The sequence below is a fragment of the Pseudomonas sp. PAMC25584 genome (assembly GCF_058135675.1).
This window is the reverse complement of the sequence record NZ_CM176870.1, coordinates 6196047-6213346: the sequence shown is the minus strand read 5'-3', so window position 1 is coordinate 6213346 and position 17300 is coordinate 6196047. Positions and strand designations below refer to the sequence as shown.

18 protein-coding genes are annotated in these 17300 nt (G+C 61.7%); 8 read left to right on the top strand and 10 right to left on the bottom strand.

All coding sequences use genetic code 11. The annotated features are described in order from the left end of the window. Window positions 1–7 precede the first annotated feature (7 nt). The gene (gene cfaB, locus ACS5Q8_RS29150) at window positions 8–1192 is read left to right on the top strand and encodes a C17 cyclopropane fatty acid synthase CfaB (RefSeq protein ID WP_426102230.1); all 1185 of its coding nucleotides are present in this window, start codon (window positions 8–10) and stop codon (window positions 1190–1192) included. Between the two features lie 319 nt (window positions 1193–1511). Here the strand turns inward: cfaB and cls are convergent, their stop codons facing one another. Beyond that, the gene (gene cls, locus ACS5Q8_RS29145; protein ID WP_276195540.1) at window positions 1512–2951 is read right to left on the bottom strand and encodes a cardiolipin synthase; all 1440 of its coding nucleotides are present in this window, start codon (window positions 2949–2951) and stop codon (window positions 1512–1514) included. Window positions 2952–3081: 130 nt separating this feature from the next. Between cls and ACS5Q8_RS29140 the strand changes: the two genes are divergently transcribed. Then, on the top strand, window positions 3082–3603 hold the full coding sequence (locus tag ACS5Q8_RS29140; RefSeq protein ID WP_276195539.1) for a DUF3617 domain-containing protein: 522 nt from the start codon (window positions 3082–3084) through the stop codon (window positions 3601–3603). 84 nt (window positions 3604–3687) lie between these two features. On the opposite strand, the gene ACS5Q8_RS29135 is transcribed toward ACS5Q8_RS29140, so the two are convergent. The 4 genes from ACS5Q8_RS29135 to folE2 are packed head-to-tail and all read right to left on the bottom strand — an operon-like array spanning window position 3688 to window position 6999. Then, window positions 3688–4566, bottom strand: a complete 879-nt coding sequence (locus ACS5Q8_RS29135; RefSeq protein WP_253400201.1) for a metal ABC transporter substrate-binding protein — start codon at window positions 4564–4566, stop codon at window positions 3688–3690. A gap of 11 nt (window positions 4567–4577) precedes the next feature. Further along, the gene (locus ACS5Q8_RS29130) at window positions 4578–5444 is read right to left on the bottom strand and encodes a metal ABC transporter permease (RefSeq protein ID WP_276195538.1); all 867 of its coding nucleotides are present in this window, start codon (window positions 5442–5444) and stop codon (window positions 4578–4580) included. Beyond that, entirely contained in the window at window positions 5444–6112 is a 669-nt protein-coding gene (locus ACS5Q8_RS29125) for a metal ABC transporter ATP-binding protein (protein WP_426102228.1), read from the bottom strand. Before ACS5Q8_RS29125 ends, ACS5Q8_RS29130 begins: the two co-directional genes overlap by 1 nt. Further along, window positions 6109–6999, bottom strand: coding sequence for a GTP cyclohydrolase FolE2 (gene folE2, locus ACS5Q8_RS29120; RefSeq protein ID WP_426102226.1), 891 nt, complete (start codon window positions 6997–6999; stop codon window positions 6109–6111). Before folE2 ends, ACS5Q8_RS29125 begins: the two co-directional genes overlap by 4 nt. 128 nt (window positions 7000–7127) lie before the next feature. Between folE2 and ACS5Q8_RS29115 the strand changes: the two genes are divergently transcribed. After that, window positions 7128–8330 carry an N-acetylmuramoyl-L-alanine amidase gene (locus tag ACS5Q8_RS29115; RefSeq protein ID WP_276195535.1) on the top strand — a complete coding sequence of 401 codons (1203 nt, stop codon included), beginning with the start codon at window positions 7128–7130 and terminating at the stop codon, window positions 8328–8330. Here the strand turns inward: ACS5Q8_RS29115 and ACS5Q8_RS29110 are convergent. Further along, window positions 8327–8695, bottom strand: a complete 369-nt coding sequence (locus ACS5Q8_RS29110; RefSeq protein ID WP_443694279.1) for a glutamine synthetase — start codon at window positions 8693–8695, stop codon at window positions 8327–8329. The two genes, ACS5Q8_RS29115 and ACS5Q8_RS29110, sit on opposite strands and share 4 nt — an antisense overlap. Window positions 8696–8834: 139 nt before the next feature. Here ACS5Q8_RS29110 and zigA point away from each other — a divergent pair, with 139 nt between their 5' ends. Genes zigA through ACS5Q8_RS29095 form a run of 3 tightly spaced genes read left to right on the top strand, consistent with a single transcriptional unit; the run spans window position 8835 to window position 11694 of the window. After that, window positions 8835–10043: a zinc metallochaperone GTPase ZigA gene (zigA, locus tag ACS5Q8_RS29105; RefSeq protein ID WP_276195533.1), complete on the top strand. Its 1209-nt coding sequence runs from the start codon at window positions 8835–8837 to the stop codon at window positions 10041–10043. After that, the gene (locus ACS5Q8_RS29100) at window positions 10043–10687 is read left to right on the top strand and encodes a DUF1826 domain-containing protein (RefSeq protein WP_465159693.1); all 645 of its coding nucleotides are present in this window, start codon (window positions 10043–10045) and stop codon (window positions 10685–10687) included. Before zigA ends, ACS5Q8_RS29100 begins: the two co-directional genes overlap by 1 nt. 44 nt (window positions 10688–10731) lie before the next feature. Beyond that, window positions 10732–11694, top strand: coding sequence for a CobW family GTP-binding protein (locus ACS5Q8_RS29095; protein WP_443696849.1), 963 nt, complete (start codon window positions 10732–10734; stop codon window positions 11692–11694). Here ACS5Q8_RS29095 and ACS5Q8_RS29090 read toward each other — a convergent pair. Beyond that, a complete protein-coding gene (locus ACS5Q8_RS29090; protein ID WP_017850040.1) occupies window positions 11688–12080 on the bottom strand; it encodes a DUF3301 domain-containing protein in 393 nt (130 codons plus the stop codon). The genes ACS5Q8_RS29095 and ACS5Q8_RS29090 overlap by 7 nt on opposite strands. A 117-nt stretch (window positions 12081–12197) precedes the next feature. Here ACS5Q8_RS29090 and pdxY point away from each other — a divergent pair, with 117 nt between their 5' ends. After that, window positions 12198–13070, top strand: coding sequence for a pyridoxal kinase PdxY (gene pdxY, locus ACS5Q8_RS29085; RefSeq protein ID WP_247402955.1), 873 nt, complete (start codon window positions 12198–12200; stop codon window positions 13068–13070). 130 nt (window positions 13071–13200) lie between these two features. Here pdxY and ACS5Q8_RS29080 read toward each other — a convergent pair whose 3' ends face one another. Continuing rightward, entirely contained in the window at window positions 13201–13686 is a 486-nt protein-coding gene (locus ACS5Q8_RS29080) for an acyl-CoA thioesterase (protein ID WP_276195530.1), read from the bottom strand. Window positions 13687–13975: 289 nt separating this feature from the next. Between ACS5Q8_RS29080 and ACS5Q8_RS29075 the strand changes: the two genes are divergently transcribed. After that, a complete protein-coding gene (locus ACS5Q8_RS29075; protein ID WP_276195529.1) occupies window positions 13976–15727 on the top strand; it encodes a cation:proton antiporter in 1752 nt (583 codons plus the stop codon). 74 nt (window positions 15728–15801) lie between these two features. Here ACS5Q8_RS29075 and ACS5Q8_RS29070 read toward each other — a convergent pair whose 3' ends face one another. Together ACS5Q8_RS29070 and ACS5Q8_RS29065 are read right to left on the bottom strand one after the other, a co-directional pair. After that, entirely contained in the window at window positions 15802–16209 is a 408-nt protein-coding gene (locus tag ACS5Q8_RS29070; protein ID WP_003213456.1) for an SMI1/KNR4 family protein, read from the bottom strand. A 134-nt stretch (window positions 16210–16343) separates the two neighbouring features. After that, entirely contained in the window at window positions 16344–17213 is an 870-nt protein-coding gene (locus ACS5Q8_RS29065; protein ID WP_276195528.1) for a Tim44 domain-containing protein, read from the bottom strand. Between the last annotated feature and the right edge of the window lie 87 nt (window positions 17214–17300).

Below are 17300 nucleotides of genomic sequence, written 5' to 3'. Positions count from 1 at the left end.
ACTACTCATGCTCGCGCAACTTCCACCGGCCTTACAGAATCTTCAGCTACCGCTGCGTCTTCGACTCTGGGACGGCCATGAATTCAACCTGGGCCCCGAGCCCAGTGTGACCATCGTGGTGAAGGACCCCACGGTTGTGTCCACGCTTTTCCATCCCACGCTCGATTCATTGGGCGAAGCCTTCGTCGAGGGCAAGCTGGAGCTGGAAGGCTCCATCGCCGAGGTGATCCGGGTGTGTGACGAGTTGAGTTATGCCCTGATCGATGACGATGCGGACAATCATCCGGTGCGCTCGATCCACGACAAGGCCACTGACGCGGCGGCGATTTCCTACCATTACGACCTGTCCAACGCGTTCTACCAACTGTGGCTCGACCAGGACATGGCGTATTCCTGCGGTTACTTCGAAACCGGCAGCGAATCCATCGACCAGGCCCAACAAGACAAATTCCGCCACCTGTGCCGCAAGTTGCGCTTGCAGCCGGGGGAGTATTTGCTCGATGTCGGCTGCGGTTGGGGCGGGCTGGCGCGGTATGCGGCGCGGGAGTTCGGGGTAAAAGTGTTTGGCATCACCCTGAGCAAGGAGCAATTGGCCCTGGCCAAAGAGCGCGTGAAAGCCGAGGGCCTGGAGGATCAGGTGGACCTGCAACTGCTCGATTACCGCGACCTGCCCCAGGACGGCCGTTTCGACAAAGTGGTGAGCGTGGGGATGTTCGAACACGTCGGCCACGCCAACCTGGCGCAATACTGCAAGACCCTGTTTGGCGCGGTGCGCGAAGGCGGCCTGGTGATGAACCATGGCATCACCGCCAAGCACATTGACGGGCGCCCCGTGGGCCGTGGCGCCGGGGATTTTATCGAGCGCTACGTATTCCCCAACGGCGAACTGCCGCACCTGGCGATGATGACCGCCGAGCTCAGCGAAGCCGGGCTCGAAGTGGTCGACGTAGAAAGCCTGCGCATGCACTACGCACGCACCCTCGACCATTGGAGCGAACGCCTGGAAGACAACCTGGAAGCAGCGGCGAAGCTGGTGCCGCAGCAGGCATTGCGCATCTGGCGGTTGTACCTGGCCGGTTGCGCCTACGCGTTTGCGCGGGGCTGGATCAACCTGCACCAGATCCTGGCGGTAAAACCCTTCGCCGATGGCAGCCATGAACTGCCGTGGACGCGGGAAGACATCTACCGTTGAAGCATTTTCGCGCAGCCCCGTGGATGCAAAATATGGGAGGGGGCAAGCCCCCTCCCACATGTTTATCGCAGCGTCTGTTAGAGAATCGGTGAGATAAGCCGCGCGATCGGCATGCTGGCGGTAAAACCCCACGCCGATGGCAGCCATGAACTGCCGTGGACGCGGGAAGATATCTACCGCTGAAGCGTTCCCCGCAGCTCGGCGGATACAAAATGTGGGAGGGGGCTTGCCCCCGATTGCGGTGTGTCAGCTAGCGGATTGGGCACTGATTCACCGCTATCGGGGCAAGCCCCCTCCCACATGTTTACTGCAGCGTCTGTTAGAGAATCGGTGAGATAAGCCGTGCGATCCGCATGCCCAGTTGTTGCAGGCGGCGGGTTTCGCGGCTTTCTTCCTGGCTGACTTCATGGGCCTGGGCGAAGTCGTCGAGCAGCATGTGCTCCACTTGCTGGGCGAAGGCTTCATCGACGGTCAGCAACATCACCTCGAAGTTCAGCCGGAACGAACGGTTGTCCATATTCGCACTGCCGATGGCGCTGATTTCGCTGTCAACCAACACCACTTTCTGGTGCAGAAACCCCGGTCTATAGCGGAACACCCGCACCCCGGCGCGCACCGCTTCGATCGCGTAAAGGCTGGAGGCGGCATACACAATGCGGTGGTCAGGCCGCGACGGCAGCAGCAGGCGCACGTCTACCCCGCGCAGCACCGCCAGGCGCAGGGCGGCAAACACCGCTTCATCCGGGATGAAATACGGGCTGGTAATCCACACGCGCTCGGTCGCGGCGTGGATGGCTTCGACAAAAAACAGCGAGCAGGTTTCATAAGGGTCGGCCGGGCCGCTGGCGAGCAATTGGCAGAGCACGCCGTCTTCGGGGTAAGTGTCCGGCAGGATCAGCGGCGGCAGTTCCCGCGCAGCCCAGAACCAGTCTTCGGCAAACGATTCCTGCAGGCACGCCACCACCGGGCCGATGACCTGCACATGGGTATCGCGCCACGGCGCCAGTGGCGGTTTTTTGCCCAGGTATTCGTCGCCGACGTTATGCCCGCCGACAAACCCGGTGATGCCATCCACCACCACGATCTTGCGGTGGTTGCGGAAGTTGACCTGGAAGCGATTGAGCCAGCCGCTGCGGGTGGCGAACGCCTTGACCTGCACCCCGGCGTCGCGCAGCGATTGCACATAGCGAGAGGGCAGGGCGTGGCTGCCGATGCGGTCGTAGAGCACGTAGACGGCTACGCCCTGGGCGACTTTTTCCTTCAGCAAGGCATGCAACTGCCTGCCGAGTTCATCGTCATGAATGATGAAGAACTGGAACAGCACGGCGGTTTTGGCGCCGCGAATCGCGTCGAAGATCGCACTGAAGGTGGCGTCACCATTGATCAGCAAGCGCACTTCATTGTTCGCCAGGCACGGCATGCGGCCCAGCTTGGGCATCGCCCGCAGCGAGGCGTAGGCGCTGGAGTTGCGTGCGGCCAGGGCTTCCTCGACCCACGGGCGCCAGTTCAGTTCGTTGATTGCGGTGTGCATTTCCTGGTTGGCCTGGCGCCGCGCCTGGATGTACGCATCGAAGGTGCTGCGGCCGAAGATCAGGTAAGGAATCAGCGTCAGGTAGGGTACGAACATCAGCGATAAGGCCCAGGCAATCGAGCCTTGGGCGGTCCTGACGGTCAGCACCGCATGGATCGCGGCAAGCGTTCCGAGAAAATGCAGCGTGGCGATAAAGTAGGCGAGCAGGTGCGGGCCAAAAAAATCCATGGACGATGTCACTCCAGGCAATCCAGTGCCTAACAGACCATGTTCGGTCAGGAATGTCGCTATTTTCTTTGCCGTGCAACACTGGCACTTTTGTGGCGTCTAACGCCCACAATTGCCCAGGAGTTACTCGATGAATGCTCGTCTGCTAGGTTTGGCCATGGTTATTGGTTTGTCACTGCCCGTGGCGGCACAGGCGCAGATGCTGGCGCCGGGCTTGTGGGAATTGACTACGAGCAACATGAAAGTGGATAACCAGGACCTGCCGGACCTGTCGCTGATTCTCGGTCAGCTCAAGCAACAGATGACCCCGGAACAGCGCGCCATGCTGGAAAAACAAGGCATCGCCATGGCCGGCAAAGGCGTCCAGGTGTGCCTCACCCCCGCCCAGGTCGCCTCCGACTCGATCCCGCTGACCGACCCGCAGTCGGGCTGCAAACAGCAAGTGACCGACAAGAGCGGCAACCAGTGGAAGTTTCGTTTCAGTTGCCCGAAAGCCCAGGGTACCGGCGTGGCCACCTTCCAGAGTCAGAAAGAGTTCACCACCACGGTCAACGGCACCTTCAACGCCACCGGCATTCAGCAGAAGGGCAGCCTGGACAGCCACGCCCAGTGGCTGGGGGATAACTGCGGCACCGTCAAACCGCGCGCTTAACCCCGACCATCAGGTGTAGCCCCTGGCCGTTGTGTCAGGCCAGGCGGGCAAACTAGACAGTCACGCCGGACGCGTTCTTGCGGATCATGGTTTGCCCAACGCCGCGCACAGGGTGTTGAGGTTGTATTCGAACAGCCCGATAAAGGTGCTGGCCGGGCCTTCTGCGGCGAGGGCGTCGGAGTACAGCGTGCCGCCGATCTGCGCGCCGCTTTCGCTGGCGATCTGTTTGAGCAGGCGTGAGTCCTTGATGTTTTCAATGAACACGGCTTTGACCTTGTCCTTGCGGATCTGGGTGATCAGCGCGGCGACTTCAGCGGCTGAAGGCTCACGCTCGGTGGACAAACCCTGGGGCGCCAGAAACTGGATGCCATAGGCCTGGCCCAGGTAGCCGAAGGCGTCGTGGGAGGTGACGATACGGCGGTTGCCCGCGGGCAACGCGCCGAACTTGGCCTTGGCCTCGGCGAGCAGGCGGTAGATGTCTTTCAGGTACGCCTGGCTGTTGCGCAGGTAGTCGGCCTGGTTGGCCGGGTCGGCGGCCACCAGCGCCTTGGTGATGTTGTTCACATAGATTTCGGCATTGGCCAGGTTATGCCAGGCGTGCGGGTCCGGGATGGTTTCGCCGTCTTCCTCCATGGTGTGGGAGATCACGCCTTTGCTGGCGGTGACCACGGTGGCGCGGGTTTCGGTGCTAGCCACCAGGCGGTCCAGCCACGGCTCGAAGCCGAGACCATTTTTGATGATCAGCTTGGCCTTGAGCAGCGCCTTGGCGTCGTCCGGGCTCGGCTCGTAGGTATGCGCGTCGGCGTCGGGGCCGACCATGTTGCTGATCTGGATGTGCTCACCGCCGATCTGGTGAGTGATGTCATCGAGAATACTGAAGCTGGTCACCACCTGGAGTTTGTCGGCGGCCTGGGCCATGGACAACGGCAGTAGCAGACTGAACAGCACGAATAGAGCGCGCATCGGGAAACACCTCATTGGGATGACAGCAAGGGAGGGCGGCGCAGCAAGCCATGCACCGGACCGAAAACCACGGACAGCAGGTACCCACCACCAGCCACCAGCACAATCGCCGGGCCGCTGGGCAGTGAGTAATAGAACGACAGCAACAAACCAAGCCACACCGACAGGCAGCCCAGCACTGCCGATACCGCGATCAACACCGGCAAGCGCCGGCTCCAGAACCGCGACGCGATGGCCGGCAGCATCATCAATCCCACCACCATCAGCGCGCCGATGGCTTGGAAACCGATCACCAGGTTCAGCACCACCAGGGTCAAAAACAGCCCGTGGGCCAGCGGGCCGAGGCGGCTGACGGTTTGCAGGAACAGCGGGTCGAGGGTGTCCAGCAGCAGCGGTTTGTAGATCAGCGCCATGGCGACCAGGCTGAAGCCAGAGACCCAGAGCATGCCGGTCAAGGTGGTGTCGTCGACGGCCAGTGCGGAGCCGAACAATAGGTGCAGCAGGTCCAGGCGTTTGCCGGCAAGGCCGAGGATCAGCACGCCGGCGGCGAGGGAGATGGGGTAGATGGCGGCCAGGCTGGCGTCTTCGCGCAGGCCGGTGCGACGGGTGATCCACGCTGCCAACCCAGCCATGCTCAGGCCGGCGCCGAGGCCGCCAATGGTCAGCGCGGGCAGGCTCAGGCCGGCGAACCAGAAACCCAGGGCGGCGCCGGGCAGGATGCCGTGGGCGACGGCGTCACCGATCAGGCTCATGCGCCGCAGGATCAGAAACACCCCCAGCGGTGCGGTGCTGCAGGCGAGTACCAGGCCGCCGATCAGGGCGCGGCGCATGAAGATGAAGTCGACAAAGGGCAGCCACAGGTGCGCGGTGAGATGCATCAGGCCACCTGCATGTGCGGTTGCGGTCGGATCAGTTCTTTGCTCGGCCCGAACAGGCAGCCCGTGCTTTTGATCTGCACCACTTGCTGGGTGTGTTGACGCACGGAGGCCAAGTCATGACAGACCACGACTACCGTGCGGCCCTCATCGTGCCAGGCGTGGATGTGTTTCCAGCACAAAGCCTGGCCGTCTTCGTCGAGCGCCGCGTGGGGTTCGTCGAGCAACAGCACCGGCGTGTCGGCCAGGCTCATGCGGGCGAGCAGGGCGCGTTGCAATTCGCCGCCGGACAACGCCATCAACGGGCGCTGTTCCAAGCCGCCCAGGCACCAGTCTTCCAGCACCGCCTGCAAACGCTGGCTGCGTTGCGGCGCACTGAGCTGCGAGCCCCAGAAGCCGGCGGCGACCAGTTCTTGCAGGCTGATCGGGAACTGACGGTCGAGGTGCTGTTGCTGCGGCAGGAACGACAGGCCGCCACGGCGTGGAATGTCCAAGGTGACTTTCCCCGCCAGGGGTTTTTGCAGGCCGGCGATGACTTTGAGCAGGCTGCTTTTGCCCGTGCCGTTGGCGCCGATCACACCGGTGAGGCTGCCCGTTTCCAGGCGCAAGTCCAGCGCAGGGGTCAGTGGTTGGCCAGGGGCGCCCCAGCGTAAAGCCGTACAGGTGATCATGCTGAGTGCCTCGTCCAGCGGCTTTCGGCCACGGCATCGTGCGCGTGCAGGCTTTCGGCGTGGATTACTTTGAGGTGGAAGGCTTGGACGGCATCCGAGCGTTTCAAGGCGAGGTTCAAGCGGCGGGCGGCGTCTTCGCAGAACATCAGGTTCTGCCCGTTGGCCAGGGCGAAGGCTTGTTCGTCCGCACGTTTTACCGCGGTTTGCACGGCGGTGCCGAGTGCGGCCTCCGCCGTGTTGATCAAATCGGTCAATGCCAGGTGCTCGCCGCGCAACTGGACGCGCAGTTGCGCGCTGCTGCGCTGGCTGTGGGGCGTGGCGACAATGCCATTGGCGCTGCCGAGCCAGGTCAGCACGTCGGCCTGCTGCAACGGTGTGTTGCCGAAGTCTTCGAGAAATTGCTGCTGAATCAACTGCCTGGCGAGGGCCGCTGAGCACGGACAGGTTGAGGAATAAGTAACGTCAATTTTTAGTTCCACGTGGAACATCTGGTTTTCCACACGCGCTTCGATGCTCACCGGGTAGCCTTTCCAGCCGGCCAGTGGACTGACCAATGCCGGGCGTTTGAGCAGCAGATCGGTGTGGATACGCAGGTAGGCGTTATTAGATAAACCTTCATGACTGTCGAGAAAACGCTGCAGTACCTTACGCAGAAGTGCCGGCGTCAATGGCTGCTGGTCGAGCCTCTCCAGCGCCAGGTACAGGCGTGACATATGAATGCCACGAGCCGTGCCGTCGTCCAGGCTGACGCCGGCGTCAGCAGTGGCGGCCAGGCGGTGGCCGTCGAGCAAAATGGGCAGGGCGATGCCGCACATGCCCACCCAGTCGAGCGGCAAGGCTTGGCGTGAAGCCTGCGCGGCGATATCCGGCAGAGTCAGCGCATTCATGAGCAGGTCCATCGTTGGCGATAAAAAGACATGTTATATTATAACTATTGAGTCGACGATGAATTTTCTGTTCTGGTCTTTTTTCAGTCATGTCGAGTAAGGACGCTCCTTTATCTGCGGTATTTGTCATGCACAGACGTCAGCTCCTTAACCTGCTCCTGGTCAGCCCGCTGTTCATCTTGCCCTTCACCGCGTCGGCCACACAGATTCGCAACGCCCGCCTGTGGCGCTCGGACGACAAGCTGCGACTGGTCTTCGACCTCAGTGGCCCGGTGAACTACAAGACTTTTTCCCTGACCGCGCCGGAACGCCTGATCATCGACCTGAGCGGCGCCGGGCTCAGTGGCGACTTCTCTCAGTTGGCCTTGAAGAACAGCGGGATCACCTCGATTCGCTCCGGGCACTTTGGCAAGGCGGATACGCGCATCGTGCTGGACCTCGCCACGCCGATGCAGCTCACCAGCTTTTTGTTGCCGCCCGGGGATGGGCAAGGGCACCGGCTGGTGCTTGATCTCAGCAGCGCCACTCAGGTTCCTCACCCGATAGCGGCCGCACCCAAACCGCCGGTCGACAGGGCGCACCCCAAGCGCGACATCATCGTGGTGGTCGATCCCGGCCACGGCGGCAAAGACCCCGGCGCTATTGGTTCCAAGGGCCAGCGCGAAAAAGACGTGGTGCTGTCCATTGCCCAATTGCTGGCCAAACGCTTGAAGCGCGAGAAAGGTTTCGATGTGAAGCTGGTGCGCAACGATGACTTCTTCGTGCCGCTGCGCAAGCGCGTGGAGATCGCCCACAAACACAACGCCGACATGTTTATCTCGGTGCATGCGGATGCGGCACCACGGATCACCGCGTCGGGGGCGTCGGTGTATGCCTTGTCCGAAGGCGGTGCCACCTCGGCCACGGCGCGTTTCATGGCGCAACGGGAAAACGGCGCCGACCTGCTGGGCGCCACCAGTCTGCTGAACCTCAAGGACAAGGACCCGATGCTGGCCGGGGTGATTCTCGACATGTCGATGAACGCCACCATCGCCTCCAGCCTGCAACTGGGCAGCTCGATCCTGGGTAGCCTGGAAGGCATCACCTCGTTGCATCAGAAGCGCGTGGAACAAGCCGGGTTCGCGGTGCTCAAGTCACCGGACGTGCCGTCGATCCTGGTGGAAACCGGGTTTATCTCCAATGCGCGGGACAGTGCGCGGCTGGTCACGGCGCGGCATCAACAGGCGGTGGCGGAGGGGTTGTTCGTCGGCCTGCAGCGCTATTTCCAGAAGAACCCGCCGGTGAACAGCTACATGGCTTGGGTCCAGGAACAGAAAAACAACCAGGCCTAACAGCCGGTCACGCGGCTGCAGGTGAACGTGGCGCTGGCGCCACCGGAGCTGGAAAATCGGTTGATCGTGGTCCAGCCCACGCGCCGCGTGTAGCCGACCCACGCCTCGCCGTCCGAGGCCAAGCCGGTGAAGAACGTCAGTTGCCCGTAACGGCTGTTGGTCTGAGCCCAGTGGCGCTGGCCGATCACTTCGAAACCACGCAAATACGTGGTGCTGCCGACCGTCGCCACGCTGTAGGCGTTGCCCAGTGGGTCGACGCAAGCCAGCAGGGTGGCGCTGCGCGTGCAGTTCGCCGACAGGCTCGGTACTTGGGCGCAGGCTTCGGCCGTGATGAACAACAGCAGGCTGCACAGTAGATATTTCATAGGGTTTCTCGACGTAGACAGGTGCCAGCATTGCCCCGTTGGTCATGATGGGCAAGCGGGGGATTGGCTTATTTGTATTGTTATAATATAACATTAAATACAGCCCGGCTTAAGCGGGCGATCTGATGAGAATGACCTGATGCCCAATCGCCTTCCCGTTACCGTGTTGTCCGGCTTTCTCGGCGCCGGTAAAAGTACGCTGCTCAACTATGTCCTGCGCAATCGCGACAACCTGCGGGTGGCGGTGATCGTCAACGACATGAGCGAAATCAATATCGACGGCGGCGAGGTGCAGCGCGACGTCACCCTCAACCGCGCCGAAGAAAAGCTGGTGGAGATGAGCAACGGCTGCATCTGCTGCACCTTGCGCGAAGACCTGCTCGAAGAGGTCGGAAAACTCGCCAGGGAAGGTCGCTTCGATTACCTGCTGATCGAATCCACCGGCATCTCCGAACCGTTGCCCGTGGCCGAAACCTTCACCTTTCGCGATGAAAACGAGCAGAGCCTGGCCGATGTCGCGCGGCTGGACACCATGGTCACCGTGGTCGATGGCATGAACTTCCTGCTCGACTACCAGGCCGCCGAAAGCCTGGCTTCACGCGGCGAAACCCTCGGCGAAGACGACGAACGCTCAATCACTGACCTGTTGATCGAGCAGATCGAATTTGCCGACGTCATCTTGATCAGCAAGATCGACCTGATCGGCCGCCACGAGCGTGAGGAACTGATGGCCATCCTCGAACGCCTGAACGCCCAGGCGGAAATCATCCCGATGGTCATGGGCGAAGTGCCGCTGAACAAAATCCTCAACACCGGCCGCTTCGATTTCGACCGCGCCGCCCAGGCCCCCGGCTGGCTGCAGGAGCTGCGCGGCGAGCATGTGCCGGAAACCGAAGAGTACGGCATCGCCTCTACGGCTTACCGCGCGCGCCGACCGTTCCATCCGCAGCGCTTTTTCGCGTTTATCGACCGCCCTTGGGTGAACGGCAAACTCCTGCGTTCCAAGGGTTTTTTCTGGCTGGCCAGTAAGCATCAGGACGCCGGCAGTTGGTCCCAGGCTGGGGGCTTGATGCGCCATGGCTTTGCCGGGCGTTGGTGGCGCTTTGTGCCGAAAAGCCAGTGGCCGCAGGACGAAGAAAGCGTCGCGGCGATCATGGGCAATTGGCAACCGAGCAGCGGCGACTGCCGCCAGGAACTGGTGTTCATCGGGCAGAACATCGACTTCGCGCAGATGCGTGACGAGTTGGACGCCTGCCTGCTCACCGATGCAGAAATGGCCCAGGGCGTCGACGCGTGGTCCTTGCTGGCCGATCCTTTTGGCCCTTGGTATGAAGAGGCGGCCGCCTGATGCTGGCACCGCTCATTCCCCTGCGCCCGGTGATCCGCCAGACCTGCGGCGACACCCCGCTGACGCTGTCCGATATCCTTGAAGACGGCGTCAACCTGGCGCTGTGGCAGCGCCAACTGCCGTTGCACATCGCCGAATTCGGCGTCTTGCTGATGGCGCTCAACGAAACGTTGGCCGAGTCGCTGGTCATCGAGTTGGGCAGCGAAGACGCGGTGCCGAACGTGCAGGGTTTAGCCGCAAATTGCTGTGATCTTGAAGGTTATGAAGGGTTTATCGCCGATGTGTCGTGGCTGGTCAGCGCGTTTGCCTGCCTGCTCGGCGCCCGGCGTATCGGCGTGCGTTTGCGCTTGCTGGACAAAGCCATGTGCCCGCGCTTTCACGTCGATCATGTGCCGGTGCGGCTGATCACCACGTATGCCGGCATCGGCAGCCAATGGTTGCGCGAAGGCGTGATGGACCGCCGCCAGTTGGGCCACGCGGATGCCGAGCCCAGCGAGCGTATCGAGCAGATTCACTGCGGCGAAGTGGCGTTGCTCAAGGGCACGAAGTGGCATGGCAACGAAGGGCACGGGCTGATTCACCGTTCGCCGTCGCTTAAAACCGGTGAACGACGGTTAATTCTGACGCTGGATTGGCTGGCATAACCGCGTAGGATCAAACGCTCTACACGGCCTGAATGATGCCCTCTATGCTTCAGAACATTCCCACCCATGTGATTGCCGGCCCCTTGGGCGCCGGCAAGACCAGCCTGATCAAACACCTGCTTGCCCAACGCCCGGCCAACGAGCGCTGGGCGGTGTTGATCAACGAATTCGGGCAGATCGGCCTGGATGCGGCCTTACTGACCCAGGCGGATGACGGCATTGCCCTGGGCGAAGTGGCGGGTGGCTGCTTGTGTTGTGTGAATGGTGCACCGTTCCAGGTCGGACTTGGCCGCTTGCTGCGTAAGGCCAAGCCGGACCGCCTGTTTATCGAGCCCTCGGGGCTCGGGCACCCGGCGCAGGTGCTCAAGCAATTGCGCGAGGTGCCATGGTTAGGCGTGCTGGCGGTTCAGCCTTGTGTGCTGGTGCTGGATGCGCAAGCCCTGGCGGCGGGCAAACCCTTGCCTGACGCACAGCGCGAAGCACTTACCAGCGCCGGCCTGTTGGTCCTGAACAAGGATGAGGCGCTGGACGCGGCACAGCGCAAGGCGATCGAACGGCAGTTACCCGAGGTTCCGGTGTACTGGACGCGTCAGGCGCAATTGCCGTTGCAACGCTTGCCAGGCCTGAATGCGCGGGCTGCCGTGGCTGTGGATAACTTCGTGGCACCCAGAGGCTTGGCGCAAATGCACGCTGTGTGGAGCGACCCCACGCTGCCGATCTGCTTGAGTCAGGCCCAGGAGGGCGGCTGGAGCATTGGTTGGCGCTGGCATCCGAGTCAGTCATTCGATCGCCGGCGGCTGGCACAATGGCTGGCAAGCCTTGATTGGCGCCGCGCCAAACTGGTTATCCACAGCAGCGACGGCTGGATCTCCGGCAACGCGGTGGATAACCGCCCACTCGTCTGGCAACCCAGCGAATGGCGGCGTGATTCGCGTATCGAATTGATTTTCAGCGCGCCACAGGACGTGGCCGCGCTACAGCAAGCGCTCGCAGCCTGCCGTCATTGACGGTGCTTGGCGTGGTCCTGGCGCCACTGGCTGAGTTCGATCACGTCGGCGCTGGGCAGCGGCGTCTTGATCTCGAACGGGTACGGCGCCAGTTCGATCTGTGCGCTGTGGGCGCCGAACTGGGTGATGGTCCCGGGGTGGCGGGTTTCGCCGGTCACAGTGAATTCGAAATTGTAGATGCGCGCCAGGCGCCGCCGGCCTTTGGCATCCTTCACAAAACCGATGCGTTTCAATGCCACGGCACCGTCGAGCAGCTCGATATCGAGCTTGGCGCAATGCTGTTTGACCCGCTCCAGCGCACGCTCGCGCAGGCCGTGGTTGTGCCATACCCAGGCGGCGCCGGTCGCCAGCAGCATCAACACGAAGATGTTTCCCAGGGTCAGCATGCGAAAAACTCCAACAAAGTGAGAGCAGCTTAACTGTGTCGCTGGTCTGTCGTACAGGCTGCGTTTGGTCGCATACTGCGCGACCAGAATTTCAATGGTTTTACGGAAATCTCCCGCATGAAACGCACACCTCATCTGCTTGCGATCCAGTCTCATGTGGTCTTTGGCCACGCCGGAAACAGCGCCGCCGTTTTCCCCATGCAGCGGGTCGGGGTGAACGTGTGGCCGCTCAACACGGTGCAATTTTCCAACCACACCCAGTATGGCCAGTGGGCGGGTGAAGTGTTAGCGCCGCAGCAGATTCCAGCGCTGGTGGAAGGTATTGCGGCCATCGGTGAATTGGGCAATTGCGACGCCATACTCTCCGGCTACCTGGGCAGCGCGGCCCAAGGCCGGGCGATCCTCACCGGCGTTGCGCGCATCAAGGCGATCAATCCCAAGGCTTTGTACCTGTGCGACCCGGTGATGGGCCATCCGGAAAAGGGCTGCATCGTGCCGCAGGAAGTCAGTGATTTTCTGCTCGACGAAGCCGCCGCCATGGCCGACTTCCTGTGCCCCAACCAGTTGGAACTGGACAGCTTCGCCGGACGCAAGCCGCAATCGCTGTTCGACTGCCTGGGCATGGCCAAAGCCTTGCTGGCACGCGGGCCCAAGGCCGTGCTGGTCAAGCACCTGGATTACCCGGGTAAGTTGCCGGATGGCTTTGAAATGCTGCTGGTGACGGCCGACGGCTGCTGGCACCTGCGTCGGCCGCTGCTGGCGTTTCCCCGGCAGCCGGTGGGCGTGGGCGACCTGACGTCGGGGTTGTTCCTGGCGCGGGTGTTGTTGGGCGACAGCCTGCTGGCTGCTTTCGAGTTCACCGCAGCGGCGGTGCATGAAGTGTTGTTGGAAACCCAGGCCTGCGCCAGTTATGAACTGGAGCTGGTACGTGCCCAGGATCGTATTGCCCATCCCCGTGTGCGCTTCGAAGCCACGCCGATCGACCTGTAACTACACAAAACCGAATGTGGGAGGGGGCTTGCTCCCGATAGTTGTGTGTCAGTCAATGCATATGTGACTGAACCACCGCTATCGGGAGCAAGCCCCCTCCCACATTTTGATTGGGTTTACAGTCCGGAACTTACAGCGCGTCGGCTTTGATTTCCTGGTAGCGCTTTTCCAGCTCCTGGCGAATCTGCCGGCGTTGCTGCGCCTGCGCAAACCGGCGGCGGTCTTCGCTGTTGTGCGGTTGCAGTGGCGGCACGGCGGCGGGTTTGCGCTGGTCGTCCACGGCCACCATGGTGAAGAAGCAGCTGTTGGTATGGCGCACGGAGCGCTCGCGGATGTTCTCGGTCACCACCTTGATGCCCACCTCCATTGAGGTGTGGCCGGTGTAGTTGACCGATGCGAGGAAGGTCACCAGCTCGCCGACGTGGATCGGTTCGCGAAAAATCACCTGGTCCACCGACAGTGTCACCACGTAACGCCCGGCGTAACGGCTCGCACAGGCGTAGGCCACTTCGTCGAGGTATTTGAGCAGGGTGCCGCCGTGGACATTGCCGGAAAAGTTGGCCATATCAGGGGTCATCAATACCGTCATCGACAGTTGGGCGTTTCCGGGTTCCATAGCTCACTCACGGGTTAGGCATTGGTTGGGGTGGCACCTCTGCGGGTGCTGGGGTCTTTGCAGCGCCCTCCCTTACGGGACGCCGGTGGGCGGCTTGCCGTCACGCCTGCAGCGATCTGTTTCCATATATTGCACCGGCTTTGCGGCGGAAGTGGTGGTGTTAACCTTCAAAAGTCCTTCTCGGGGCATTTCTTACGATAAAGGCAGACTTTTCCTTCCGCTCTTTGCGAAGTTTCAAAGGCGCGGGGGACGTGGGAAAAGCGCCAGTACCCTCAAGGAGCCCCTCGCCATGCACGCCATCAGCTTTATCCAGGATCTGGCCGTGATCATGCTGGTGGCCGGGGTCGTGACTATCCTGTGTCATCGTCTCAAGCAGCCGGTGGTGCTCGGTTACATCGTCGCCGGCTTCATCATCGGCCCCCACACCCCGCCGTTCGGCCTGATCCACGATGAAGACACGATCAAGACCCTCGCCGAGCTGGGGGTGATCTTCCTGATGTTCTGCCTGGGCCTGGAGTTCAGCCTGCGCAAGCTGTTCAAGGTGGGAGCCACGGCGTTTATCGCGGCCTTCCTGGAAATCGTCCTGATGATCTGGATCGGCTACGAGATCGGCCGTTGGTTCGACTGGAACACCATGGACGCGCTGTTCCTCGGCGCGATCCTGGCGATCTCCTCGACCACCATCATCGTCAAGGCGCTCAACGACCTGAAGCTGAAAGACCAGCGCTTCGCCCAACTGATTTTCGGCGTGTTGATCGTCGAGGACATCCTCGGCATCGGCATCATTGCCTTGCTGTCGAGCATCGCCGTCAGTGGCACGGTCAGCTCCGGCGAGGTGTTCTCGACAGTGGGCAAGCTCTCGCTGTTCATGATTGTCGCGCTGGTCATCGGAATTTTGCTGGTGCCGCGCTTGCTGGCCTACGTGGCCAAGTTCGACAGCAATGAAATGCTGCTGATCACCGTGCTGGGCCTGTGTTTCGGCTTTTGCCTGTTGGTGGTCAAGCTGGAATACAGCATGGTGCTGGGGGCGTTCCTGATCGGCGCGATCATGGCCGAATCGCGCCAGTTGATTAAGATCGAGCGCCTGATCGAACCGGTTCGCGACATGTTCAGCGCGATCTTCTTTGTCGCCATTGGCTTGATGATCGACCCGCAGATCCTGCTGCAATATGCCTGGCCGATCGCGGTGATCAGCGTGGCCGTGGTGCTGGGCAAGATGTTGTCCTGCGGCCTGGGGGCATTTATCGCCGGCAACGACGGGCGCACATCGTTGCGCGTAGGGATGGGGCTGTCACAGATTGGTGAGTTTTCCTTCATCATCGCTGCGCTGGGGATGACCTTGCAGGTGACCAGTGACTTCCTCTATCCAGTAGCGGTGGCGGTGTCGGCGATCACCACGTTGCTTACCCCGTACCTGATTCGCGGCGCCGACCCGTTGTCGTTGAAGATTGCCGCCGCGATGCCCAAGCGCATGAGCCGGGTGTTCGGCATGTACGGCGAATGGCTGCGCAGTATTCAGCCCCAGGGCGAAGGGGCGCTGCTGGCGTCGATGATCCGCAAAATCGTGCTGCAAGTGGGGGTGAACCTGGCGTTAGTGGTGGCGATCTTCTTTACCGGCAGCTACTTCGCGCTGCGTATCGGCGGGTATCTGGAGGGCTGGATCAGCGATCCGAGCTGGCAGAAGGCGTTGATCTGGGGCGCGGCGTTACTGTTGTCGCTGCCGTTCCTGATTGCGGCGTACCGCAAGCTCAAGGCGCTGTCGATGCTGCTGGCGGAGATGAGCGTCAAGCCGGAAATGGCCGGGCGGCATACCCAGCGCGTGCGTCGGGTGATCGCTGAGGTGATCCCGATTTTGTCGCTGCTGGTGATCTTCCTGCTATTGGCCGCCTTGTCGGCCAGCATTCTGCCGACCAACAAGTTGCTGGTGCTGATCGCCGTGGTCGCGGCGGCGGTGGCGGCGGTGCTCTGGCGGTGGTTCATCCGCGTGCATACGCGGATGCAGGTCGCCTTGCTGGAGACCCTGGATAACCATAAGGATTGAGGGGTTAGACGGGGGCTGGTTCGCAGCCCAGCGCGAGCAAGCTCGCGCGCCCCAACACGCTCGCAGTGCGGGTGTCAGCTTTCCAGCCAGACGTCCCGCGCCCAGTGCCACACCGATTCCCAGGTTTCTTCGGTGACGAGTTCTTCTTCGCCGGACCACAGCACCACGGTGCCGTCTTCTTCGACGCAGTAGTAGTCGTCGCCGTCCTGGCAGATCGGGATCATGCTGCGGTCAACACCGGCATCCCAGGCGTTGGCCGCCACATCCGGCAGGTAGGTGTGGGACTGCGGGTCGGTGACGGTTACCGGCTCCAGGCTGCCGTACACCACGTCGCTGACGGTTAGCAGGAATTCGCGGAAGACAAACGGGATGTCGATGAACAGCTGTTCTTCGATTTCCACCAGTTGGTCTTCGTCAGGCAGTTCCAGAGGAACCGGAACCGGTTCGTTGGCTTCACGCAATTGTTCGATAACTTCTTCCACGGCCGGGATCCTCGTGCTAAATGGCGCGGTTTATAGGGGCGTTTTATACAGTAGCTCGCTATAAGTGCAACCGTGAAATAGAAAACCCCGGAACATGTCCGGGGTTTTGCTTACGGCTTGCTCAAGCGCGGGCATCAGCCGTTCTGGCGGATACCGGCGACCAGCCAAGGCTGGTTCTCGCCTTGAGGACGTTCCATGTTCCAGCTTTCGCTGAACACTTCGCCCTGGTCGAAACGCGAGGTTTTCGACACGCCGCTGAACGTCAGGGTGGCGATGGTCTTGTCGGCGCGATCATCCACACCTTCCAACTGTACGCGCAGGTCGTCGATGTAGGTCGACTGGAACGCATCGCCCAGGTCGGCGCGTTCGCGCTTGAGGAACTCCAGCAGTTGCGGGGTCACGAACTCGGCGATCTTGTCCATTTCGTTGGCGTCCCAGTGCTGCTGCAGGGACTGGAAGTGGCTGCGGGCCGCTTCGACGAAACGTTCTTCGTTGAACCAGGCCGGTGCATTGATCACCGGACGGGCGGCGGCAGGCGCTGCCGAACCACCGAAGATCGAACCTGCGGCTGGCTTTTGCTCGAACACTTCACGCTGCATCGGCGCGCCGGCTGGAGCCATGTGCTCCTGCTGCTTGCGACGACGGGCGGCGATAAAACGGAAGATCAGGAAGGCGATGACCGCCATGATCAGGATGTCGAAGATCTGCATGCCCTGGAAGCCGCCGCCCATGAACATGGAGGCGAGCAAGCCACCGGCGGCGATACCGGCCAGCGGGCCCAACCAACGCGAAGCACCGCCGGCCTTGGCCGCAGCGCCAGCGGCACCGGCCGCGCCTGCAGTGGCGGCAGCACCGCCGACACCGGCGGATGGGGCCATTTGGCTGGTCTGGTGAGTCGGTGCCGAGCCCATGCTTTTGCCGCCACCGAAGCGCTTGGCGTTGGCGTCGAGGCTCATCGTCAGGCCGATGCACAACGCCATGGCGATGCTAAGAAAACGTTTCATAAAGGGAATTCCCATTTGTGGATTGCACGCGCGCCATGTTGCACAGGTGTGGTGACAGTGGCTAGCGACATAATGTTTCGGGCTTTT